The organism is Chryseobacterium sp. T16E-39 (assembly GCF_002216065.1).
GTDB lineage: Bacteria > Bacteroidota > Bacteroidia > Flavobacteriales > Weeksellaceae > Chryseobacterium.
This window is the reverse complement of sequence record NZ_CP022282.1, coordinates 3442673-3468053: the sequence shown is the minus strand read 5'-3', so window position 1 is coordinate 3468053 and position 25381 is coordinate 3442673. Positions and strand designations below refer to the sequence as shown.

Annotated in this window: 15 protein-coding genes; 8 read left to right on the top strand and 7 right to left on the bottom strand. The window is 38.1% G+C overall.

What is annotated here, in order from left to right; translation table 11 throughout:
* Nucleotides 1–42 precede the first annotated feature (42 nt).
* From CEY12_RS15700 to CEY12_RS15660, 8 genes are all read left to right on the top strand, one after another.
* Nucleotides 43–729, top strand: a complete 687-nt coding sequence (locus CEY12_RS15700; RefSeq protein WP_007842513.1) for a response regulator transcription factor — start codon at nt 43–45, stop codon at nt 727–729.
* Nucleotides 730–807: 78 nt separating this feature from the next.
* Nucleotides 808–1464: a hypothetical protein gene (locus CEY12_RS15695; RefSeq protein WP_089028586.1), complete on the top strand. Its 657-nt coding sequence runs from the start codon at nt 808–810 to the stop codon at nt 1462–1464.
* Between the two features lie 449 nt (nt 1465–1913).
* The gene (locus CEY12_RS15685; protein ID WP_089028584.1) at nt 1914–4592 is read left to right on the top strand and encodes a TonB-dependent receptor domain-containing protein; all 2679 of its coding nucleotides are present in this window, start codon (nt 1914–1916) and stop codon (nt 4590–4592) included.
* 199 nt (nt 4593–4791) lie between these two features.
* Nucleotides 4792–5547, top strand: a complete 756-nt coding sequence (locus CEY12_RS15680) for a GntR family transcriptional regulator (RefSeq protein WP_089028583.1) — start codon at nt 4792–4794, stop codon at nt 5545–5547.
* A 68-nt stretch (nt 5548–5615) separates the two neighbouring features.
* A complete protein-coding gene (locus tag CEY12_RS15675; protein WP_228409709.1) occupies nt 5616–8945 on the top strand; it encodes a glycoside hydrolase family 38 C-terminal domain-containing protein in 3330 nt (1109 codons plus the stop codon).
* Nucleotides 8946–8953: 8 nt separating this feature from the next.
* Nucleotides 8954–9874: an ROK family protein gene (locus CEY12_RS15670; RefSeq protein ID WP_089028581.1), complete on the top strand. Its 921-nt coding sequence runs from the start codon at nt 8954–8956 to the stop codon at nt 9872–9874.
* Nucleotides 9875–9903: 29 nt separating this feature from the next.
* Nucleotides 9904–11667, top strand: coding sequence for a class I mannose-6-phosphate isomerase (locus CEY12_RS15665; protein WP_089029897.1), 1764 nt, complete (start codon nt 9904–9906; stop codon nt 11665–11667).
* On the top strand, nt 11664–13010 hold the full coding sequence (locus tag CEY12_RS15660; protein WP_089028580.1) for a sugar porter family MFS transporter: 1347 nt from the start codon (nt 11664–11666) through the stop codon (nt 13008–13010). The genes CEY12_RS15665 and CEY12_RS15660 overlap by 4 nt, the downstream gene beginning before the upstream one ends.
* A 59-nt stretch (nt 13011–13069) precedes the next feature.
* On the opposite strand, the gene CEY12_RS15655 is transcribed toward CEY12_RS15660, so the two are convergent.
* The 7 genes from CEY12_RS15655 to CEY12_RS15625 form a co-directional block, all read right to left on the bottom strand.
* Nucleotides 13070–15181 carry a glycoside hydrolase family 97 protein gene (locus CEY12_RS15655; RefSeq protein ID WP_089028579.1) on the bottom strand — a complete coding sequence of 704 codons (2112 nt, stop codon included), beginning with the start codon at nt 15179–15181 and terminating at the stop codon, nt 13070–13072.
* A 76-nt stretch (nt 15182–15257) separates the two neighbouring features.
* Entirely contained in the window at nt 15258–15755 is a 498-nt protein-coding gene (locus CEY12_RS15650; protein ID WP_089028578.1) for a phosphoheptose isomerase, read from the bottom strand.
* A gap of 25 nt (nt 15756–15780) precedes the next feature.
* Nucleotides 15781–18051 (bottom strand): GH92 family glycosyl hydrolase, encoded by a 2271-nt coding sequence (locus tag CEY12_RS15645; protein WP_089028577.1) that lies wholly within the window; start codon nt 18049–18051, stop codon nt 15781–15783.
* A gap of 12 nt (nt 18052–18063) precedes the next feature.
* Nucleotides 18064–18930 (bottom strand): ROK family protein, encoded by an 867-nt coding sequence (locus CEY12_RS15640; RefSeq protein ID WP_089028576.1) that lies wholly within the window; start codon nt 18928–18930, stop codon nt 18064–18066.
* Between the two features lie 189 nt (nt 18931–19119).
* On the bottom strand, nt 19120–21504 hold the full coding sequence (locus tag CEY12_RS15635; protein ID WP_089028575.1) for an endo-beta-N-acetylglucosaminidase H: 2385 nt from the start codon (nt 21502–21504) through the stop codon (nt 19120–19122).
* A gap of 56 nt (nt 21505–21560) precedes the next feature.
* Nucleotides 21561–23885, bottom strand: coding sequence for a glucosamine-6-phosphate isomerase (locus tag CEY12_RS15630; RefSeq protein WP_089028574.1), 2325 nt, complete (start codon nt 23883–23885; stop codon nt 21561–21563).
* 46 nt (nt 23886–23931) lie between these two features.
* Nucleotides 23932–25359 carry a glycoside hydrolase family 125 protein gene (locus CEY12_RS15625; protein WP_089028573.1) on the bottom strand — a complete coding sequence of 476 codons (1428 nt, stop codon included), beginning with the start codon at nt 25357–25359 and terminating at the stop codon, nt 23932–23934.
* Nucleotides 25360–25381 lie beyond the last annotated feature (22 nt).

Here is a 25381-nt window from a genome sequence, read left to right as displayed (position 1 = left end):
GAGTAAGTTCATTCTTATTATTAATTTTTAATTTTTAAAATTATGAGCAACAGAATATTATTAGTAGAAGACGATCAGAGTTTTGGAGCTGTATTGAAAGATTATTTAACCATCAATAATTTTGAAGTAACTCTTGCAACCGATGGAGAGCAGGGGCTCAAAGAATTCACAGAAAATGAATTTGACATTTGCATTTTCGATGTTATGATGCCTAAAAAAGATGGGTTTTCATTAGCAGAAGATGTTAAAAAAATAGATAAAAATACACCTATCATTTTCCTGACTGCGAGAAACATGAGAGAAGATATCTTAAAAGGATATCAACTGGGAGCAGACGATTATATCACAAAGCCATTTGATACCGAATTGCTTTTATACAAAATCAAAGCAATCCTTCAAAGAAGTTCTACCCTTGAAAATGAAGAGCAGGAGCAATTTAAGATCAGTAATATCTTTTTTGATTCTATGCTAAGACAATTAAGAGTAGGTGACAAAGAATACAAACTTTCTCCTAAGGAAAATGAATTGCTGAAACTTCTTTGCATCCATAGAAATGACTTTATGCCTAGAGACCTGGCATTAAGAAAGATATGGAAAAAAGAGAACTACTTTACAGCAAGAAGTATGGACGTTTATATTGCTAAACTTCGTAAGCTTCTGAAAGACGATGAAGGTTTAGAGATCATCAACGTTCACGGAGAAGGATTCAGACTTTTGGTTAAGAATTAATTCTAAAACAAGATTATAAATATAAAATTAGCAAAACAATTGAAAATGTTTTGCTAATTTTGTTTCATACGAAAGGATATGAAAAATATATATTTAGGTCTTATTGCTGTTTCTCTATGTACAGTTTCTTGTAAAAAAGATGAAAGAGCGACTTACATTAAAGAAGAGGCAGCTATTCAACAACCGGCTGTTGCCGTTAATAATACACCAAAAACTTCAATTCTGGATCAGGCAGGTATCAAAAGTACTCCACAGTATACAGCGTCACCAGCTCCTGTCAGTGCTACAGGCATGAATCCTCCCCATGGACAACCGGGACACCGATGCGATATTCCTGTAGGGCAGCCTTTAAATAGCAAACCGGCCCAGGCCCAAGCTCAGGCCACTCAAAATGTTGTTGTAAATAATAATGGATCCCAGACGATCCAGATCGATCCAAATTCTATGAAACCTGGAAAATTTACTGTGGATAGTAAAACCGGAAAAGCGGTAAAAACAGCTCCGGGGATGAATCCACCCCATGGACAACCTGGTCACAGATGTGATATTCCCGTAGGACAGCCCTTAAATAGCAAACCAGCACCAGCTCCTCAACCGGTTCAGAATGTTATACAGAATACTCCTACTCCCGCACCACAACAAACTCTGGCAAGTGGTGATAAACCAAAGTTAAATCCTGCCCATGGAGAACCTTTCCATAATTGTTCTGTAAAAGTAGGCGATCCTTTACCATAATTTTTGTAATTTTGCCCTCGTGAAGTTAGTTCAGATCTTAACCATTATTTTCTGTCTAGGGATTTTCTTAATTCCTAAAGATAACTTCTTACTAAAAGCGACTCAGGAAACTTGCTGTAAATCAGATTCTAAAAAGAAGGATTGTTGCAAAAATCATCAATCTAAATCTACCAAACAGCATGAGAAATCAAAATCATCATGTGACGATGATTGCTGTTCAACTTGTGTGGCTTGTTTTTCATATATAGAAACTCCTTTTTCAAAAGCCTTTCTATTTGAGTTATCCTATTACAAAGCCAATAAAAAATTACTTTTCCAATATTGTGATCCTCATCTTTCGGATCGTTTAAAAGAGATTTGGGAACCGCCCAAGCTAGCTTAATTAAATACACGTGTGTTCATTAGACTGCTAATGGACTGTTTTTTAATTAATCTAAATTTTAAACAAAATGAAATTATTTATTTCCAGGCTCGTTCTTGGATTATGCTTATTGTCTGCACCCTTTATATTCGCCCAAAATCTTAAAAGCCAGTTTCAGGTAAAAGGAAACTGCGAAATGTGTAAAGAAAGAATAGAAACTACAGCCAAAAAAGCAGGCGCAAAAGCAGCAAGATATTCTATCGATTCTCAAACTTTAACTTTAGAAACTGAAGGTAATGTTTCAGCGGATGAGATTCTAAAAAAAGTAGCAGAGGCAGGACATGACAATGAGAAGTTCAAAGCATCTGATGACGTATATCAGAGTCTTCCTGAGTGCTGTCATTATGAAAGAACACTTCAGCCTTCCCATTTAAATACAAATACAGAGGTTCAGAAATCTAAAGCAGATAATGAATTTTATGTCAAAGGAAACTGTGCCTCATGTAAAGCAAGAATTGAAAAAGCAGCAAAAGACGCCGGAGCCAATTCTGCAGAATGGAGCCCCGAAACACAAACTGTTGTTTTAAATTTTGACAGCAATAAAACCTCAGCTGATAAAATTTTAAAAAAGATCGCTGACGTTGGGCATGACAACGAAAAATATACCTCCACCGACAGTGTGTATAATGGCCTGCCGTCATGCTGCCTTTATGACAGAACTGTCGCATTAGGAGAAAAGGGTCCGAATGTACATTTTGAAGAAGAAACAAAAATAGCCTCTTCCTCAAATAATACATCCATAGAGGTTCAGAATCATGAGAAAAAGATTGAAGAAATAAAGTTATCGGCCTCCAAAGCTTCGACTTCATTAAGTAAAAATGAAGCAGGTTTGGTTTTTAATATTGATAAGAAAGAATTATTGAAAGCGGCCTGCTGTAATTTATCTGAAAGCTTTGAAACCAATGCTACAGTAGATGTTTCTTTCAGCAATGCCGTTACAGGTACGAAACAACTTAAAATGTTGGGTCTTGATCAGAAATATACGAGCTTAACCAAAGAGCTTTTACCGGAAATCAGAGGCCTGGCATCTGCTTATGGATTAAATTTTATTCCGGGAAGATGGATCGAGAGTATCCAATTAACCAAGGGAGGAAGTACCGTAACTAACGGATACGAAAGTATTACCGGACAAATCAATACGGAACTTCTGAAAAATGCAAAAACTCCTGAAACATCTCTGAATCTTTTTTCTGATTTCAATGGAAGAGCAGAAGCTAATATTACAAGTGTTTCCCCGATCAACGAGAAATGGTCACAAACCTTCCTCTTGCATGGAAACGGAACTTTTGGAAATACAGACATGAATGACGACGGATTCCTTGATCGCCCAAAAGGAACACAGATCAATGCTGCTTACCTTCTTAATTATAATGATCTTGAAAAGTCCGGATTTGGCTCTCACTTCGGAATTAATTTTGTGAAAGATAACAGAACTGCAGGACAGACTGATTTTGATAAAAGACTGGCTCAGGACAAGCAAAATGCTTATGGAGTAGGAATTGATATTTCAAGGTTTCAGGTATGGAATAAGACTGGTTATGTTTTTAAAGGAAAACCTTATCAAAGCATAGGCTGGATGAATCAATATGTATATCATCAGCAGGATAGTTTTTTCGGATTGAGAAATTATTCAGGTAAGCAGAATACTTTTTATTCTAATTTAATTTTTGAAAGTATCATCGGAAACACGAACCATAAGTATAAAGCCGGAGCGAGTTTTATGTACGATGGCTATGATGAAACTTATCTTACCACTCCCTATAAAAGAAATGAAATCGTACCAGGGGCTTTTGCTGAATATACTTTAACAGGATTAAAATATACTTTAGTAGCAGGCGCAAGGATAGATTTTCATAATCTCGCGGGAACCCAATTTACGCCGAGACTTAATTTTAAATACGATTTCACTCCACAGACGATTTTAAGATTGTCAGCGGGAAGAGGATTCAGAACAGCTTCTGTTTTTGCCGAAAATCAACAGTATTTCGCTTCGAACCGTACCATCCAAATCATACAGAATGGTGGAGATATTTATGGGTTAAAGCCAGAAATCGCATGGAATTATGGAGCAAGCTTACAACAGGAGTTTAAAATTTTCGGAAGAAAGTCTTCTATCGTCGCTGATTTTTTCAGAACAGATTTTCAGAATCAGGTAATGGTCGACCTTGACAGATCACCTCAACAGTTGTTATTTTACAATCTTGAAGGAAAATCTTTTGCCAACAGTTTACAAGTGCAATGGGATTTCATTCCTTTAAAAAACTTTGAGGTAAAAGCGGCTTACAAGTATTATGATGTTCAGGCTGATTATCTTAGCGGAAGAAGAGAAATCCCTTTTATGGCTAAAAACCGTGGATTCGTGAATCTAGCCTATTCTACCAACAAGAGTGAAAAAGGAGGTTTCTGGAGCTTTGATACGACTATAAACTGGGTTGGAAAACAAAGGCTTCCCGATACATCCAGCAATCCATCTGAATTCCGACTGCCTGGATACTCTGAATCATATGCGATTTTAAATGCACAGATCTCCCGAAATTTCAATAAAAAACTGAGAGCTTATCTTGGAGGTGAAAACTTAACGTCTTACTATCAGAAGAATGCGATTGTAGATTTTAAAAACCCTTTTGGAAATTATTTTGATGGCGGAATGGTATATGCTCCTATCATGAAGGCTAATTTTTATGTTGGTCTGGATGTGACCTTCTAGAATATTACTGACTTTTTCAAAACAAAAGCAGCATCGATATCGATGCTGCTTTTGTTTTGAAAAAGTCCTGACACTCTGGCAATATAGATATTTGTTAAATGTTGCCGATAGCGGTTTTACAAATCCGCGATTTTGCAATTTCACAACAAAAAAAACCATTTACATTAAAAAATTTATATATTTACACTTTCTTATATGTATGAACATACCAACTCAGGATTTCACTATAGATCATAACAGCAAACTTCCTTTACATGTACAGGTAGAAGAACTTTTCCGTAAGCTTATCAAGATTGAGGCTTATAAAAAAGGAGCATTATTACCGAAGGAAGTTGACTTGGCTAATCTTTGGGGAGTATCCCGGAATACCATCCGCCAAGCAACCAATAAGCTGGAGCATGAGGGATTGATTATCCGAAAAAAAGGAGTAGGAACAAAAGTCGCTGAAAAGAAAAGTCTGACAACAGGACTGGATCATTGGTACAGTTTTACAAGGGAAATGCAGGAGAAAGGAATTCATGTGATCAATCAATCCCTGAAGACAGATAGTGTACAGCCTAATGAAGAATTATGCAACTTTTTTAATTGCTCTACTGATAAGAAAGTATTTAGGCTTTCTAAATTAAAAGGAGAAGAATCGGGTGATCCGATCGTTTATTTTGAGAGTTACTTTCATCCAAGAATTGGTGTGGATAAAAGTGATAATTTTGATTTGCCATTATACAGCATGTTACAGGAAAACCATGGAGTTGTAGTCCATCGGTCCCGGGAAAATATCAGCGCCTGTCAGGCAGGAACTGTGATCGGAAAAAAACTGAAAGTCCCAGCTACTTTTCCGGTTCTGAAGCGTGAACGTTTTGTTTATGACATCAATGGAAAGCCCGTAGAATACAATATCGGTTACTACCGTTCAGACAAATTTACCTACACTATAGATATTAATAAATCTTCTTAGTTCAGGATTTATTTTTTTAAATATTAATATGTTCAAACATTCTAACATACAACCATAAAATGAAGTCCATGTACAACAAGTATCTTCTTTTGCTGATGTCCTTTCTTATGACAGGCAATTTTGTGTTTAGCCAAAAAAAAACGCCCTATTTCGGTAGTATACCAACGATCAATGGTTATGCTAAAGAAATAAGTGGCGAGAATATTGATTATTTCTCAGCTTTCCCCGATCATGCAACGCGTGCTTTGCTCACCCGTACAACAGATGGCGCCAAAGCCATTGAGTGGGAAACGGCACCTGCTCCACAAAAAAACAATAGTCCATATGTCTATTTTAGCTGGCTGGTCTCCCATTCGTCAGGAAGCAGCGGAGGTATTCGTCACTTTGATTTATATATTAACGATCAAAAAGCGGTAACACTTACTACCTACCCTTCCAATCAACACCCGGACTGGATTTCCAAAGCGACAGATAGTACGGCATTCGTATTTCATCAGACCAAAATGGATGGGTTGAAAGATTCTTATGGTATTGCTTATCTCAGGGTTCCATCAAATAAAGTAACACCTGGAAAACCATTACGTCTGAAGCTTGTTGGGCAGGCACAGGATAGCAGGGATTGGTTCATGACTTATAAATTTACTTTTCAGGAGAAAATGGATGCTTCTCCTACCCCTTTTATCTTAAAAGATGGCAAGCGCCTTATTACATTGACCACCTTACATTTTGGTGCTGAGGAAAAAATTACGGCAAAAATAAATAACAACGATTCTTTTTCTTTTGTTATGCCGGATGGTATTAAAACTTTTGATATTCCTGTAGAACTAGCACAAGAAGGAGGAAATGTACAGCTAACGGTTACTTCCGGTAAAAAAGAACTTCTTCGTAAAACCATTGAAGCCGGAGCCATTGTTCCCCGAACGTTATATTTTATTCATCATTCTCATACCGATGTGGGATATTCCCATTTACAGTCAGAAGTTGAAAGGATCCATACCCAAAATATATACGATGCTCTGAAAATGATCGGGGAAACCCAAAATCTGCCGGAAGAAGCCCGTTTCAAATATAATGTCGAAGCATTATGGGATGTAGAAAATTTCATGCGAAAAGCAACTCCTGAGGATAAAAAATCATTTGTAAAAGCAGTGAAAGAAGGAAATATTGGCCTTTCGGCAATGTATGGTAATATCTTAACAGGGCTTAGTCAACCGGAGGAGCTTTACCATTATACAGAGTATGCAAAAAAGCTCGAAAAAGAATATGGATTAAAGATCAACAGCGCCATGATGTCAGACGTTCCGGGCTTTGCATGGTCTTTAGTACCGGCACTTACTTCTTCAGGTGTAAAATACTTTTCAAGTGGACCGAACTATCTGGGGAAAACCAATCCTTATTTAGGTGACCGTGTCGGAAACTTTGTAAAAAACTGGGGCGACAAACCTGTATGGTGGCAATCACCATCTGGTAAGGAAAAGATACTTTTCTGGACAGCCGGTAGAGGCTATTCTTCATGGCATGGTATTCATCCTGGAGGCGTATTTGAAAATGGACAGAGAAAAATAGCCGAATATCTCGATGATCTCACTAAAACCAATTATCCCTATGATATGGTACAGTGGCGATATAATATTGTTTCTGATAATGGTCCTATAGATCCTTCAATATCTAAGTTCGTAGATGAATGGAATAAAAAATATACTTCACCAAAAATTGTACTCAGTACCAATGAAAAAATGTTTGAAGTATTTGAAAAGAAATATGGTAATCAAATTCCAGTAGTAAAAGGAGATATCAGCCCACATTGGGAAGATGGAGCGATGTCCACTGCGAAAGAAGAAGGAATTAACAGAAATAGCAGTCTGAAACTACAACAACTGACGACCCTCTACTCGATGCTCAATCCTACCCAATATGACAGTCAAAGTTTTTATGAAGCATGGAGAAATGTGATCTTATTCCACGAGCATACGTGGGGTGCTTTTAACAGTATTACAGCTCCTGATCTTCCTTTCGTGAAAGACCAATGGCAGGTTAAAAAACAATTTTCTCTAGATGGTAGCTCCCTTGCAGACAAGCTGGAAACGAATTTATTACAACCTATAACCAATCCTGCATCCAAAACCATTGCAGTTTTCAATACCTCATCATGGGTTCGTACTGGTCCGGTGACCATTCCGGTAACAACATTGGGGAATGCTATTCAAGATGCTGCAGGTCATCAAATTCCTTTACAAAGACTTGAAGACGGAGCTATGGTGTTTATCGCAAAGGATATTCCGCCATTAGGATCAGCAAGCTATACCATTGTAAAAGCTAAACCGTCTTCTTTAAAACCTTTTTCTGTTACTAATAATAGTATTTCAAATGGAAAGGTTACTGTAACGTGGGATCAAAAGACAGGAAGCATTACAAACTTTACAGATAGCAGCAATATTAATTACGCAGGAAGTTTTAATAATCAAGGACTGAACAGTTATTGGTATGTTCCGGGTTCTGATCCAAAAGAGGCTCAATCCAATACTGAGGTACAAGTAAAAGTATTGGAAAATGGACCTAATATGGTCAAAATATCTTTGATATCAGAGGCTCCCGGTGCTAAAAAGCTGGAAAGGATTCTTACTTTATTTGCTGATAGCGATGAAGTAGGATTGGAAAATATTGTAGATAAAAAACCTGTTCGTACTAAGGAGTCGGTTCACTTTGGGTTTCCTTTTAATGCAGGGTTTAAAAATATTACGGTAGATGCCGGCTATGGTATTATGAAATATCTTACCGACCAACTTCCGGGCTCCAATATGGATTACTGGTATAGCCGCCGCTGGGTAGATGCTTCTTTCGGACAAAAAGGAATGCAATGGATGGTATTGGAAGCTCCACTAATTGAAGCCTCTGAGATGATAGATGAAAGAATGGTTATAGACAACAGTCATAAAAAATGGAAAGATAATGGGACTCCAGGAACCACCAATTGGTTCAGCTACGCAATGAATAATTATTGGCACACCAACTACAAATCAGATCAGGAAGGCCCTGTGCATTACCGTTACGCCTTACGTCCACATGGATCTTTTAATTCAGTGGAAAATGAGAAATATGCAGCTGCCTTTACACATCCTCTTATTGCAATACCAGTCAATGATAAAAATTTCTCTGGTGGAAGTCTTTTCAGAGTAAGTAATGATAAAATAGTTGTAACGAGTGTAACCCCACAAGAAGACCGTAGCTTCATCATAAGATTGTACAATCCCGATGAACAGGAACAGTCAACTACATTTGCCTGGGAAAAACTAAAACCATCACAGCTCATTGATGTAAAAACAGGTAAGAAGATTACAACTAACGAAAAAATTAGTTTATCTGGTATGGAGGTCATAGAAATCAAAATCATTCCGTAATTAAAACAATGTCAAAGCCAGTTATTGCCATAGATATGGGAGGTACGAGAATTAAAATTGGTATCGTGCATGATCATACTTTAATAAGCTCAACATCTATTGATGCCAATTCAGGAAATGGGCTCAGATCCAGACTTCCTTCTATTCAGGAAGCCGTAGAAAAACTAGTGAAACAGCAGGAGCTTTCTTTTTCTGACATTGGAGGATTGGGTATTGCTTCTCCAGGTATTATAGATAGCCAAAGGAAAAGAGTCCTTTCCATTGACAAGAAATTTGGAGATGCTCCTGATATCAATTTAGAAGATTGGTGCCTGAGTGCATTTAATCTTCCATTCTACATAGAAAATGATGCCCGGAGTGCCCTATTGGGAGAATGGAAATACGGCAATGCAGAAAACAATGACAATGTGGTTCTAATGACTTTGGGAACAGGAGTAGGAAGTGCTGCCGTGATAGAAGGAAAACTATTGAGAGGAAAGCATTTTACAGCTGGTATTTTGGGAGGACATTCTGTGATCAACTATAAAGGAAGCACATGTAACTGCGGCAATATAGGTTGTGTAGAAACAGAAGCTTCTACCTGGAATCTGATGAACATTGCACAATCAGAAAGTTTATCAACTTCCTCAGTAATTGATTATGAGATGATCTTCAAGCTGGCAGAAGAAGGACATCCTATAGCATTAGAGATCCGGGATCAAAGCTTGCAGGCATGGTCTGCATGTGCCGTTAACCTAATCCACGCCTACGATCCGGAAATACTGGTACTTACCGGTGGAATTATGGCCAGCAGCTATTTTATCATTCCCTATTTACAAAAGCATATTGAAACTCATTCATGGACCCCTTGGGGGAAAGTTAAAGTAACTGAGGGAAAATTTCCAGGTACGGCAGCTTTATTGGGAATCGCCTACCTCATCAACAACTAAGAAATAATATGACAGATAAAATCACACAAATGAAATCAAATTTTAATAAATTTCCAGTCATTGAAATAAAAGACCATCATTGTTTCGCAGGTTGGGAAAATATTACTGAAAATATAAAAGAAAACAATCCAAAACTCATTGCAATTGAGTGTTATCCCGGTGTATTTCTAGAAGAACTGATCAGTTCGTTACAAGGTTTATTACAGCCCAAATTACTGATCAATACACATCAAGCCATGAAAACGGAAGCTGAAATAGCAACGATGGTACAGCCTTATGTAACTGATGATCCTGTATTCGGCTATTTGACGTCTCTTCAACTGGAAGATTATTTTGATTTTGCTAAAATTGCAGATTTGCGAAGCCTCATGAGTGGGACTGATGGTAGTATCATCATTATAGGACCTGGTGCAGCCTTAATTACAGAGCATGCTGATCTTGCTATTTATGCGGATATGCCACGGTGGGAAATACAAATGCGCTTCAGAAAAAATACGGCTTGTAATCTGGGAAGAACCAATTATACTGACTCTTTCTCTTACCAATACAAGCATGCTTACTTTGTAGACTGGCGTGTCGCTGATCTTTACAAAAAACAAATACTGGATAAGTGTCAGTTTATATTGGACACAACCATACCTTATAAGCCTAAAATGATAAGTACTGGGGCTTTGTTTGATGCCTTGCGACAAACCGTAAATACTCCATTCAGAGTCGTTCCGTTCTTTGATCCGGGACCATGGGGAGGCCAATGGTTAAAAGAAGTTTGTGATCTGGACAGAAGTCTTCCCAATTATGCATGGGGATTTGACTGCGTTCCCGAAGAAAATAGTTTACTGTTGGGATTCGGCCATGATATTGTTGAAATACCTTCTTCCAATCTGGTTTTCTTCCAACCTGAAGCTTTGCTGGGGAAAGAAGTATATGAAGGGTTTGGGGATGAGTTTCCGATCCGGTTTGACTTTCTAGATACGATGGAGGGAGGTAATCTGAGTTTACAGGTACATCCATTGAAAGAGTATATCAAAGAAAAGTTTGGAATGCCTTATACACAGGATGAAAGCTATTATATGCTCGATGCTAAAGAAGGTGCTTTTGTATATTTGGGATTAAAAGAAAATGTTAACCCTGAATTAATGATGAAAGAACTGGAGGCAGCACAGTATGATCATATCCCTTTTGATGCAGAAAAGCATGTACAAAAATGGCAGGTCCGCAAACATGACCATGTATCTATACCTGCCGGAACTGTGCATTGTTCAGGAGCTAATTCAGTGGTATTGGAGATCAGTGCAACTCCTTATATTTTTACATTTAAGCTCTGGGATTGGGGTCGCATGGGACTGGATGGGAAACCACGCCCTATCTCTCTGGACCATGGTAAAAATGTTATTCAGTGGGATCGAACTACTTCATGGACAAAAGAAAATATATTAAACCTCACCGAGCCTGTTGCAGAAGGAGATGGCTGGAGGGAAGAACGAACGGGTCTTGACGAATTATCATTTATCGAAACAAGAAGACACTGGTTCACTAAAAAAGTAGTTCATCACACTCGGGGAGTAGTCAATGTGCTCAATCTGGTGGATGGCAGGGAAATTATTGTAGAAAGCCCTGATCATAGTTTTGAGCCTTACATCATTCATTATGCTGAAACTTTTATTGTTCCCGCACACATTGGAACCTATACTATTAGTCCTCATGGTGAGAGTGAAGGAAAAGAATGTGTAACCATTAAAGCGAGTATCCGGACTTCTATGATTTCACAAAAGGTTTTAAAACAGACTTTATGAAACAATCTGTAAATTCATCTATCATTTATAAGGCAACTCTTGTGGCATCCGTAGGAGGGCTACTATTTGGTTACGATACAGCTGTCATTTCAGGAGCGATTGGATTTATGCGAACCTATTATCATTTGTCAGATCTTATGACAGGTTGGGTTGCTTCTTGCGCTTTGCTCGGTTGTATCCTTGGTGTAATGTATTCCGGGAAACTGAGCGATCGGATCGGTCGTAAAAAGGTATTGATGTTATCGGGGTTACTGTTTACGATTTCATCTGTCGGAACTTCATTCGCTCCCAATTTATGGATATTTGTAGTATTTCGTATTATAGGAGGTATGGGTATTGGTGTTGCTTCGATGTTATCTCCTATGTATATTTCAGAAATGGCACCTGCAGCTATACGAGGGCGTCTAATCTCCATATTCCAGCTTGGGATCGTAAGTGGCATTCTGGTTATTTATTTTGTGAATGCTTACATTGCAGGGATACATGATGAAAGCTGGAATATTTCTACGGGATGGCGATGGATGTTTGGTTCAGGAGTTACTCCTTCTGTCATCTTCATTCTGTTGCTCCTGACTGTTCCCGAGAGTCCACGTTGGTTGGTGGGACAAAAAAGAGAAACGGAAGCTTTGGCAATTCTCAATACCATCAACGGATCCATAATTGCTCAACAGGAATTGAATTCTATTCAGGAATCTTTAAAGAATGAAAAACCATTTTCGCTAACCGCTCTTAAAGAACCCAAGTTAAAAAGAGCATTGGGTATTGGGATATTACTGGCTACATTCTCCCAAATTACCGGCATCAATGCTATTATGTATTATGCCCCGGAAATTTTCAAATCAACAGGAGTGGGATCAGATTCTGCATTCATGCAAACCGTCCTTGTCGGGATTATCAATGTTGCTTTTACTTTTGTAGCTATAAAATATGTAGATATCTGGGGACGTAAGAAACTCTTGCTTCTTGGTATTTCTGGTATGGCTGTTTGCCTGTTTATTATAGGTTTTGCCTTTTTCAAACAACAACAGGGTTATCTGATCCTTATAGCCATTTTGGGATATATTGCATGTTTTGCAATGTCGCTTGGCCCCCTCGCTTTTGTGGTCATTGCAGAAATTTTTCCCACAAAGGCTCGTGGTACCGCCATGTCTGTTGCCACTTTCTTTCTGTGGCTGGCTGTTTTTTTAGTTTCGCAGACTTTTCCTGTCCTTATTGGAAGTATCGGCAACGCTTACACTTTTTGGTTATATATGGTCATTGCCGTCATAGCCTTCTTATTTATCTGGAAAAAAGTACCTGAAACCAAAGGAAAAACTCTTGAAGAAATAGAAGAATCTTTATAAGGAAAAAATAAAATGGATGATTGAAATTCTAATTTTTTAAAATACCAATCATCCACTTTTTATTTTAAGGGCTTTATACTTATTGCAAATCCTCCGCCCGGAGCCACTTTTATTTTCAATTTAGTATTTGATTTTACATATTGTCTGGAGATCTCATAACTTTTAGGATGATGATTCCAGCTGGCGTCTTTTCCATCTTTATAAACTATTGCTTCAAATTTTTGATTCTTTGGAAGAAATGACAAATCAACTGTAGTCTCTCTCGGGTTTTCATCCGTGATACTTCCAACAAACCACTCCTCTTTATTTTTTGCTTTCCTGGCTATCGTGATGTAATCTCCAGGTTCGGCTTCAAGAATATAAGAAGCATCCCAATCCACTGCAACGTCTTTTATAAACTGAAATGCATCAGGATATTTTTTATAATTATCAATGAGGTCCGCTGCCATTTGTAGTGGACTATACATTGTAATATACAAAGCCAGCTGTTTTGTAAGTGTCGAACTTAATTGAGCTTTGTTATTACCATAAACCGATAAATCTCCTTCAAATATCCCTGGTGTATAATCCATTGGACCTCCGATTAATCGGGTGAATGGTAATATGGTTGTATGATCCGGACGGTTACCATTGAAAGATTCAAATTCCGTTCCCCGGGCTGATTCCTGGGCAATCCAATTGGGATAAGTTCTGTATAAACCCGTTGGACGTACGGCTTCATGAGAATCAACCATAATATGGTATTTCGCGGCCATTTCTGCAACATAATTATAATGATTCACCATCCATTGGCTGTCATGATATTCACTTCGGGGAATCATTGGCCCTACATATCCTGTCTTTACCGCAGCATACCCATTATCATGCATAAACTGGAATGCATCTTTTAACTGTTTTTCATAATCCACTACGGAAGATGTTGTCTCGTGATGCATAATAATCTTTACGTTCTTAGCCTTAGCATATGCCTGCAACTCTTTTACATCAAAATCCGGATATGCTTTTGTAAAACTATAAATATGTTCTTTTCTGTAGGCCTGATTATCTTCCCAGCCTTCATTCCATCCTTCCACTAAAACAGCATCAAATCCATTTTCTGAAGCAAAATCAATATATTCTTTAACATGTTGGGTATTAGCCCCATGTCTTCCATTTGGTTTGAGCGTTTTATAGTCTGTCTGGCCAATTCTGACATCCTGATCATCTGAGTATGCCCACGTAGAGCCTCCACCCGTAAAATATTCCCACCACACTCCAATATATTTTGTCGGTTTTATCCATGAGGTATCTTCAATTTTACTTGGCTCATTAAGATTAACAATAAGGTTAGAGGATAAAATATCCCTTGCATCATTACTGATGATCATGGTACGCCATGGACTTACCGAACCTGTTTGGATAAATCCTCGATCGCCATTTTTATCCGGCGTCAGATTGGAAGACAGGATAAAGTTTTTCTCATCAAGATTAAGGGTCATTGCCGCAAAATTTGTCAGAGCCGCTTCATGAATATTGATATAAATTCCATCTTGTGATTTCAGCATGAGTGGTGTCTGGACTGCAAGAGTGGCACTTGGTGCTTTTGCTGCCAATGGTTCTTTTCGAACCTCATCAATCAATTTCGAAATTTCAGACAATTTTGACGTTGTCACAGGAAACTCATTGGTATCATAATCTGCGGGAATCCAAAATGTTTTATAATCCTTTCCTAAATTAAAACTGGTTTTCTCACTGCTGATCGTAAAATGTCTTAAATCCTTTTGAACAGGGAATTCGTATCTGAAGCCTAATCCATCGTCAAAGAGCCTGAATCTGATATCCAGCTTCCAACCTGTTTTATTCTGGATTAAATGGACAAGCATTTCATTGTAATGATCAACTATTTCTTTATTAGGCCCCCAAACCGGTTTCCAGATTTTATTGGAGGTAGAATAATCAACCCCCTCTACTTTAAATTCTGAGAAATAGGAATAAGATGGCTTTAAAACAAATCCTAACTGGCTCTCCTTTACAATCGCTTTATCCTTATAATTCAAAGAATAATATGGAGTTCCTTCTGCTTCGACCTTAAAGTTTAGTTTTAGCTGGTTATTGGGAGAAGTAAGCTCCTGCCCGTTCGTAATGATTACAGACAGGATACTTATACAAAAGCATAGAATATTTTTTTTCATAATAAATTAGTCTAAAAAACACTGTCCGCCATTCTCTGGGAAAATGGCGGACAGAGATCAATTATATATACCGGAATTATCTTCCGAAATCATCCTGTACTCTTACAATATCATCCTCATCTGATGGATTGGATGCATCAGTATGCTGCCAGATCTCAGCAACAACTCCCCAGCCATCTAATCCTATCAACCTGTGTCTCTCTCCCTGCTGAAGTTTGATCTGATCTTTCGGGTTGTATTCTTTCAATTCTCCTTCTTCATCTGTATCACTTTTCTTGATTCCTACGATCCCTTCTACCACCTGCCAGATTTCTGCTCTTCTGTGGTGATACTGCCAGCTCAATCTGGCCTGAGGTGCAACAATCAGAATCTTTGGGCTTAACTTCCCTCCTATTTTCAAGCTTTCCACGTCAATTCCATCAAAATATTGATTGGCAAAATCCTGCGCCTGATTTTCGTCAATCACAAAAAAACCACCCCAAGGTCTTGTTTCATCTTTAGCTGCAAGATTAAACCCCTGAGCTGTCAACATCTTTTCTACTTTCTCAAATATTTCTTTCTTTTCTGCACTCATTGCTATGTTAATGTTAGTTTATAAATTATTCTTTAGACATTGAATAAGGAAAATCTTTTTCCTCTGATCCCCTTTCCTTGTTAGGTTGGCTATCCATTTTAAAATCCAAAATAGCTCCTTTTATCAACTCTTTATGGCTCACCCAGTTTTTGGAATAAGGCTTAAGATTCATATTCAATGATTTTACATATATTTTCTGGTCGTTATTGTCCGGTGCTTTTATTTCAATTTTTTTACCATTTTCAAGATGTACAGTTGCTTCTTTAAATAAAGGAGCTCCTAATACATACTGATCAGTCGCAGGTGTAACCGGATAAAATCCTAATGCAGAGAAAACATACCACGCGGAAGTCTGCCCGTTATCTTCATCTCCACAATAACCATCAGGTGTTGCATGATATAATTTATCCATTACCTGTCTCGCCCAATATTGTGTTTTATAGGGTGCTCCGGCATAGTTATACAAATAGATCATATGCTGAATAGGCTGATTTCCGTGGGCGTACTGCCCCATATTCATAATCTGCATTTCACGGATCTCATGGATCACACTACCATAATAACTGTCATCAAAAACCGGCGGAAGTGAGAATACCTCATCCAGCTTTGCTTCAAATTTCTTTTTACCCCCCATCAATTTTGCCAAACCATCAATATCCTGGAAAACCGACCAGGTATAATGCCAGCTGTTTCCTTCTGTAAAGGCGTCTCCCCATTTAAAAGGATTAAACGGTGACTGAAATTTTCCGTCTTTATTTTTACCACGCATCAATCCTGTTTCAGGATCAAACATATTCTTATAATTATAAGCCCGTTTTTTATAAATATCAATTTCCGAAGCAGGTTTCCCTAAAGCTTTTCCTAATTGATAGATCGAAAAATCATCGTAGGCATACTCTAAAGTTCTCGCCGCATTTTCATTGATTTTCACATCATATGGAACATAACCTAAAGTATTGTAATACTCAACCCCTTTACGACCAACAGCTTCAATAGGCCCTTCGTTATTAGCACCATGTTTTACAGCCTGCCATAACGTTTCAATATCATAACCGCGTAGTCCCTTGATATAAGCATCTGCAACTACAGAAGCTGAATTATTTCCAATCATAATATCGGAATATCCCGGACTGCTCCATTCCGGTAAAAATCCACCTTCTTTGTAAGCATTGGCAAGGCCTTCCTGCATCTCTGCATTAATACTTGGATATACTAAATTCAGAAATGGATATAGCGCACGGAATGTATCCCAAAAACCGGTTCCTGCAAACATTTTCCCATCAAGAATCTTACTGTTGTACGGACTCCAGTGCTTCACTTTATTCTGAGCATCGATCTCATACAATTTTTGAGGGAAAAACAAGGTGCGGTACAAAGAGGAATAAAACGTTCTCATTTGCTGATCCGTTCCTCCTTTTACTTCTATTCTTCCCAGCGTTTTATTCCAAACGTCTTTCGCATTATCTTTTACCTGATCAAAACTACGGTCTGCTATTTCTCTTTTAAGATTCAATTCTGCCTGTTCGAAACTGATGAATGACGAGGCAACTTTTGCATAGACCGATTCTTTATTTTTAAGTTTAAATCCAACGACAGCTCCGGCATGATCGCTGGTAATTTCAAGTTGATCATTGACCAATTTATCATCCTTCCAGGCCGTTGTTACATCAAAATCTTTATCGAACTGAACAACAAAGTAATTTTTAAAGTTTTCATATTTCCCTCTCGCATGTTTAGTAGTATACCCAATAATTTTTCTTTGCTTTGGAAGAATTTTAATATAAGAACCTTTATTTAATGCATCAATTACAACATAAGCACTGTCGGTTTTAGGGAAATCAAATTTGAAAAAAGCAGCTCTTTCCGTGGGTGTAAATTCTGTAGTAACATTAATGTCTGCCAGATAAACACTGTAAAAATAGGGCTTAGCAATTTCTGCTTTATGGCTGAACCAACTTGCACGGTCTTCTTCCTTAAACTTTAGTTTTCCCACTCCCGGCATAATTGCAAAAGCTCCGTAATCATTCATCCATGGAGAAGGCTGATGTGTCTGTTTAAAACCCTTGATCTTATCTGCATCATAAGTATAAGCCCATCCGTCACCCATCTTACCGGTTTGTGGCGTCCAGATATTCATCCCCCAGGGAAGTCCGATTGCAGGATAGGTATTTCCATTGGAAAGCTCTGGTTTAGATTGGGTTCCCATCAATGGATTCACATAATCCGCAGGAGATGGATTCTGGCTGAAAGCCATCGCGTTCAATAAAAGAAAAAAAGTTGAAAATAAAGACTTCATCGTATCATTTTATTAGTTGATCAAGGTTCTTTTCAAAGCATAGCTCGCAGCGCCTAAGATGGCGGCATCTTCAAAAATAGCCGAAATTTTAACAGGCAAGTTAATATTATTTTTTGCTAAATTTTCATTAAATCTTTGTTCAAAATAAGGAAACGTTTTCGCAATATTGCCGCCTATCACTAAGACTTCGGGGTTATAGTTATTCACATACTTTACAATAAATTCTGCAAAAGAATCCGCATATTCCTGAAATATCTGAGCCTGAATCTCTGTTGGTTTATCCAGTAATTCTTTAGTCCCGGAAATTTCTTCTCCGGTTATTTCATTATACCGATTGACAAACCATCGTGTTGCAAGATAGTCCTCACAAATAGAGTCTTTAAATGGAGAATCCCATAGGTCTTCATCTGTTGAAGCTTCACCATTATAAAATGTGGTTCCGAGACCAGTTCCGAGAGTTACTCCAAAAACCCGATTAAAATCCTTTGCACAACCTCCGAAAACTTCTCCTTCCAGAAACGCAGCAGCATCATTCACGAAATGAATCTGTTCACTTGCAATGGAAAGCCTTTCTGCTAATTCTTCTTTAATATTAATCTGGTAGATGTCAATAAATTTACCCTGTTGCATCAGGGAGATTCCATTTTTGTAGTCAAAGGGACCAGGCATAGCAATTCCTATCAGGAGATCTTCTTTAACTAAACCAAAGATGGCCTTTTCTATTGCAGAAACCCAGTCCGAAAAAATAGTTTCACGGGTTCCAAACGAATCGACATGCTCCCTTATGTAAGTAGAATGTATTATTTCACGTTTTTCAGGATCTACCTGAGCCATTGTGATGTGTGACCCTCCGATATCTATACCTACTGCATTTTGCATAATTCTATTCCGTTTTTATTTTGAGTTAACAGTTAATTCTTTAATCTAAAAACAGACAGACAAGAAAACAAAAACAGCTATCACCGCATTATAACCTCATTCATTTTTAGCCGTTACCGCTACTTGCCTGCCCGTCTTAGATCCCAAATTTAAATTCTAACTGTATAATTTTATTAATTTCTTAATGATTTACTCCACTATTATTTTCCCTGAAGATATCACCTGGCTGCTTTTTGATTCCAGTTTGTAGATATAGGTTCCGGTAGATAAATTTTGTGTATTAATTGTTATTTTATCTTTATCAATACTTTGCTTTTTAACCAGCTTTCCTGAAATGTCATACAACGCTACTTCTGTGGCAGAACGGTCGTTAATCACAAAATGAATATCATTTCCTTTTTTAACAGGGTTTGGATAAATGTTATTTCCTTTTTCTAAAGCCACATCTCTTACCGCTAAAGAACTACAAGGTACATCTGTTGTCCAGTTGGAATTTGACATATTGATCAGGGTGGCAAAGTGAGTATTAGTCGTAGCATCCAAAGCTCCACTACCACTTCCTTCATCCATTTTCCAGTTCGCTTCAAGTCCTGTAGTATTAGCTGCAATATTGCATTTATCATTCATAATTTCCTGAGCCGTCAATGCTTTTTTCCACACTCTGAACTCATCAAGGAACCCATTTAATGTTCGGGAATTGTCATAATTTCTCGCCAGGTAAAGGATGCCATTTGCATTAAAGTTACCTGTAGCCGTATTACTTGCATCAAGAGTTCCGTTGATATAGATCTTCATTGAAGTCCCGTCATAAGTAGCCGCTATATGATACCATGTGTTGGTATTCAGTCCCGTATTACTGTTCAGCTTGATTTGCGAAGACCCAAAACTTAAAATAAATTGTAGTTTATTATTCGCAAGATTACCATCTCCAAACCTTAGGATTGCAGAGTTATTGTCTCCTACTTCAATTCCCATTACCGAAGAAATATAAGGGAAAGCAGATTTGAATGCATTTACTTTTACCCAACCTTCAAATGTCAAGGCATTTCCGCTAAGATTAAACTGTCCTGCATTAAGATATTGTGTACTTCCATTGAATGAAAGAGATCTTGGTCCCGGGCTTTGAACCGCAGCAAAACCACTATTGAATGAAGCTTCGGCAGAATATGCACTTACGCTTGATGTGCTGCATACTCCCTGTACTTTCCAAACATAATTGGTGTTTTCCGATAAGTTTTGCAGGTTGTATGTATTCGTTGTAATGTTCTGAACGGTTGTCCATGTTGTAGCAGCAGCTGTTTTATATTGCAGCGTATAGGAAGTTGCGCTTCCTGGATTCCATGATAGCTTCGTTGTCGTTCCCAGGAAGTTTTCCGATTTAAGACCTGCAGGAATTTCACAACCACTTCCTGAATTGAATCTTGGAGCAAAAAGATAAGTACTTTTTAAAGTTGAAGAACAGTTAGACTGTATTCTCCAGTCGTAATCTGTATTCAGAGCAAGGTTATTAACTGTAATATTGTTTCCTGAATACGCAGTCGCAACATTCGTCCATGTTGTTGCAGTAGCTGCTTTATAATCGATGTTATAAGTCTGAGAACCGGCGGAAGTCCAGTTTAATTTAGCGGAAGTCCCAGCTACATTGGTCACCTCAAGTCCTAATGGAGGATCACATGTTGTCCCCTGTGTCCACGAATATAACTGACCACTAAGTTGTGTGTTTTCATTATAAAGAATATTAGAGCCTGTACTCAGGTAGCTTGCGGCATTAGTTCCTTTAAGATCATACCACATAAACACTCCGTATCCATCATTTTTTGAATTGGTTGCCAAAGTAGAAAGCGTTGAAGCAGAGGTATTCTGAATCCATGTTGCCGCCGCAGAAATCTTTGAATTAGCTAAAGGAGGTATGGAAGGTGCACTGTAAGTTCCATAATAAGCATTCCATCCATAATTGATGTAATTTCCTGCATTATCTCCGTTATAAGCCTGTCTTGTTGTTGCAGGGCCAATATAATACCAGGTAATTAATTTGTCCGGCATTGCAAGCTTAAGTTCCTGTAACAGCATAACAAAAGAGCTGCTATTCGCTTGTCCTGTTCCGTTATTCCCATAGTCAGAATATTCATCATCAAGGTCAACACCATCTAAACCATAGGTGTAGACTGTATTGGCAATCTGTAATGCAAAATCCCGGGCAGCTTCACGATTCGGGAAATTACAAATTCCTGCTCCCTGATGGTTTCCTAAAATATCCAACAACACTTTAATCCCTTTTTGCTGTAAAGGTTTCACATAGGTATTAACGTCATTCAATACTTTTGTAACGTTATTGTTATTGGAAATATAAGCCCTGCTTTTGGAAACATCATAATTGATGTTGGCAGCAAAAATAATGGCAACATCAAAAAGTTGCTTATTGCTGTTTTGCAAAGTATATGACCCTGCATTCAGTATGTTACTGTTATTTACCTCTACGTAACATATCCCCAGAGGATTAAGCTGCGCATGCAGTAACGATTTTGCCTGGCTTAGAAATAAGACCAATGCAATAAGAATAGATTTTCCTTTCATAGTATAGTTATTTTAGTTTTGATCTGTTTTTAAGCTTTCTTCACTATAAGCCTTCATCAGAATGCTCCCTCTGTTGACTTTTCCAGTTCTCTGGCAGATTGAAGAAATTCTTCTACGTTCATTTCTTTAAAGAAAAGCAGTCCGTGTGTGGCGCGAAGCCTTGGGCTTTCATTATCATAAAAATAGGGTTTGCCTAGTACCAGCTGTACTGCCTTAAGTTGTTCTACCCAGGTCTGTATCGACAAGTGGCTAAACTTTCCATTGTAACGGTAACTTGGAAAAGAGGCATCAACCTGGCTCAGATAACTGTTGGTAAAACTTTCATCCATCGTACTCATCGCATTCAGTGATACCGGAAAAATATGGGTGATATCAGCTGCATTAAACTGATACCAGACATTTCTGTAGCCCCAGATTTTAAGTTGAGAAAGGTCTTTTTCTTTCCCCCATTCTCTTACCGCTTCTGCGATAGCCTGTAAAACCTTGTAATGGGTATCCGGGCCACTGCCTTCAGGATCGAAAGCTAAACTTATCACTGTCGGATTGATCTCTTTTAACTGTTGTAGGATGGGAAGAACATCTCTTTCTCTTCTGGGCTTTTCTGTGAAAATGGCACCCGTATAAAATCCAAGTCGCAAATGACTTACATTTTTTGTCCGGACTCCAAAATGAGCCCATACCAGTTCTTCTTCATATTCCCGGATCATCCCTTTCAGGGTCTGAATTTTTGGTTCTGGATTTTGCCCATCATAACTGGAATTAACTGTATTAATGATTTCCGTAATCTTTTCAGATAAATCCGATTTGCTCTTCAGATTCCACAGTTCAACAACGTTTCTCACCATTCGATGGGAAACAGCTCTTGATCTTTCTTCTTCATTTTCAGAAGCTATATTGATCAGGTAATGATAAACGTCTTTATCCTTTTTATTTCTATATCCGGTTTCGAAAAAGTCCGGGTAATTAAGCATTTCTATTTCCTCTTTTCCTATAAAGGAAAGGGTATCGCGAAGGATCTTTATTAAAAATTTATTCGTAACTGCAGTAAATCCAGATGTAAGAACCGAATAATGAGATGAATTGGTTTCATTACGCGACTGATAATGAATATAAGGTAACAGCCCTAGGGAGATATCATCGTGATGGGGTCCTGTATGATAAAAAACCTCATTGCTTAGTGGTTTTGTCCCTGTTTTTATTTTTCCTTCGATGGAAGTAATGACCTGTTGTACTGTATCATCATTCAGGTCAGGAATTAATTTTGTGTATTCATCCTGTCTCAGATCATCTAGCGTAAGATGTTCTGCGTACTTGTTCAGTTTCTGGGTCAGGGACATTACTGCCCGGTCTGTTTTTTCCTGAGACCAGTTGCCTGACTGATAGTAATTATCTACAAGATCATTCAACATGCTGGCCGCACCTAATGTCAAATAAAACCGTCCATTAGCAAGCTGAGAGAGAACTGAGGCCGGATATAAATTGGAAGGAGGAAGTTCCAATGCATCTTTTATCATAGGAGCTTTGGCTTCTCCTGCTGCAAAAATAATAGCAACCGCATCCTTGTTATAAATGATGGTTTCTAATCCTATAGTGATGACCAATCGTTCTTTTGAAATTTCAATTCCTCCAAGGTCTCCCGCGGCAACTGCCTGGGTTTCAAAATTGGTAGAAGTTAATCTTGTTGTGGAATAAGGATCAGAACCTTTAATATTAAAAGCAATATGTCCATCAGGGCCGATTCCTCCAAGGAAAAACCCAATTCCCCCAAGTTGACGGATTTGCTGTTCATATGCAGAACACCAATTGTCGATTAGAAAAATAGATTCCTTTTGAAGCTTTTCCATTGGATTTTGAGCTTCACGGTATCTCAACTCCAGATTCACTTTACTGTCCGGGAAAACTTCTTCAAAGCTCTTCCCTTCAGCTAAAAGGATTTCATCACAATTGATAAGCAAAGCATTTTCCTTCTTTAGCCCAAATCCTTCAATATAATATTTGTTTACATAATGATAAAAGCTATTACCCTGTGAAGATTTTATGGGATAAAACTCATCGATCTGTACAAAATGCAGATCAGCCAATGATGGCTTTTCAGCACATAACAGCTGATGTTTCTCTCTGAGTCTGACCACATTTTCTTCTTCCCAGTTATCGAGGATATATTTTGTCCAATAGATAAAATACTCAGGAGTCTTTCCCGTAGGAAGACTGATGACTCCATTGGGGTTTTTGGACACCCATTCCAAAAACCGGAATGCCGAAAGCATTCCCAGTTTAGGAAAATTATCAACAACGATATAGGGAACATTCACCTTATTGTTTCTTGGAACGTCATTCAAAAAGGTGTGCTCTACAGGGGTAAAAACTTTATTATTTTCCATCTTTAAAACTTTTATTTGTGTTGAATGCGGCTATAAAATTTTGAGGCTATCCGAGTAGCTCAGGATTTTCATTAAAGGTTTTCCACAGTAGTTCTCCGAATAACGTGTTGGACCATGCAAACCATTCTCTGGTGAATTTCTTGTCATTATCTTTATGGAAAGATTCATGCATAAAACCTGTTCCACCATGTGTCTTTTGTAATGTTTCAATACACCATTTGATCTCACCTTTATCTTTGGTGGTAAGTGCTTTCATAATGATACTCATTGGCCAGATCATATCTAAACCGATGTGAGGGCCTCCAATTCCTTCTGCCAGTTTACCTTTAAAAAAGAATGGATTATCTTTTGACCAGATATATTTTCTGGTATTGATGTATACCGGGTCATCTGCTTTTACAGCACCCAGATAAGGCAGTCCTAACAAACTCGGACAATTGGCATCATCCATCAGGTTGTAGCTTCCAAAACCATTGGTCTCAAAAGCATATATTTTTCCATATTCAGGGTGATCGTAGATTCCGTATTTCCTGATTGCAGCGTCTACCTCATCTGCAAGACTCGTTAATTGCTGAGCCAGAGCTTTTTCATTTTTGATTTCTGATACCATTTCTGCGGCCTGACGTAAGCTTACGACTGCAAATAAATTGGAAGGAATAAGAAATGCATAAATAGTGGCATCATCACTCGGACGGAACATCGAATTAATCAAACCAACCGGTTTCGTAGGATAACCATATCCTCCCATTGGGATTCCATCAGTAGCCCAAGCTGTTGTTCTTTCAAACTGATACGGTCCTAAACCAGTCTTTCTCTGTTGCTCTATAAAAGTTTGCAGAGTCAGCTTGATTCCCTGCAGCCAGTTATTATCAAATGGTTTGGTATCTCCGGTTGTCTTCCAGAAATGATAGGCAAGACGGATAGGATAACATAATGAATCGATTTCCCACTTTCTTTCGTGGATACCCGGCTTCATATCCGTATGGTCATATTCTTTCCACTTGCTTATTTTCTGATCATCATTATAGAATGCATTCGCATAAGGATCTTTTAAAATAAACTGGGTCTGCTTATTGATCACTCCTGAGATAAGCTTATGCAGCTTTTCATCCTTCTTTGAAAACTGTAAATAAGGGAAAACCTGAGCAGAGCTGTCACGAAGCCACATCGCATCGATGTCCCCTGTGATAACATACGTGTCCGGTACTCCATTGGTTTCGGTGTAGAAAACGGTTGTATCTAATGTATTGGGAAAGCAGTTTTCAAAAAGCCAGCTTAATTCTTTATTCTTCACTTTCTTTTTGAACGCTGAGATAGCAGTTTCTACCGCTTCACTGGTAAAATGTCTTTTATCTTTTGGTACACGGACAATAGGGAATTCTTCTACGCTTAGTCCCTTTGCAAAAGTATTTTGCGCAAATAATAATCCGGCTCCTGCCAGTGCACTTGTTTTAATAAATTTTCTCCTTTCCATTGATACGTTTATTTCGTTATTG

Coding starts and splice junctions, on each gene's coding strand:
- CEY12_RS15700 (WP_007842513.1), top strand. CDS start 43: ATGAGCAACAGAATATTATTAGTAGAAGACGATCAGAGTTTTGGAGCT.
- CEY12_RS15695 (WP_089028586.1), top strand. CDS start 808: ATGAAAAATATATATTTAGGTCTTATTGCTGTTTCTCTATGTACAGTT.
- CEY12_RS15685 (WP_089028584.1), top strand. CDS start 1,914: ATGAAATTATTTATTTCCAGGCTCGTTCTTGGATTATGCTTATTGTCT.
- CEY12_RS15680 (WP_089028583.1), top strand. CDS start 4,792: ATGAACATACCAACTCAGGATTTCACTATAGATCATAACAGCAAACTT.
- CEY12_RS15675 (WP_228409709.1), top strand. CDS start 5,616: ATGTACAACAAGTATCTTCTTTTGCTGATGTCCTTTCTTATGACAGGC.
- CEY12_RS15670 (WP_089028581.1), top strand. CDS start 8,954: ATGTCAAAGCCAGTTATTGCCATAGATATGGGAGGTACGAGAATTAAA.
- CEY12_RS15665 (WP_089029897.1), top strand. CDS start 9,904: ATGAAATCAAATTTTAATAAATTTCCAGTCATTGAAATAAAAGACCAT.
- CEY12_RS15660 (WP_089028580.1), top strand. CDS start 11,664: ATGAAACAATCTGTAAATTCATCTATCATTTATAAGGCAACTCTTGTG.
- CEY12_RS15655 (WP_089028579.1), bottom strand. CDS start 15,181: ATGAAAAAAAATATTCTATGCTTTTGTATAAGTATCCTGTCTGTAATC.
- CEY12_RS15650 (WP_089028578.1), bottom strand. CDS start 15,755: ATGAGTGCAGAAAAGAAAGAAATATTTGAGAAAGTAGAAAAGATGTTG.
- CEY12_RS15645 (WP_089028577.1), bottom strand. CDS start 18,051: ATGAAGTCTTTATTTTCAACTTTTTTTCTTTTATTGAACGCGATGGCT.
- CEY12_RS15640 (WP_089028576.1), bottom strand. CDS start 18,930: ATGCAAAATGCAGTAGGTATAGATATCGGAGGGTCACACATCACAATG.
- CEY12_RS15635 (WP_089028575.1), bottom strand. CDS start 21,504: ATGAAAGGAAAATCTATTCTTATTGCATTGGTCTTATTTCTAAGCCAG.
- CEY12_RS15630 (WP_089028574.1), bottom strand. CDS start 23,885: ATGGAAAATAATAAAGTTTTTACCCCTGTAGAGCACACCTTTTTGAAT.
- CEY12_RS15625 (WP_089028573.1), bottom strand. CDS start 25,359: ATGGAAAGGAGAAAATTTATTAAAACAAGTGCACTGGCAGGAGCCGGA.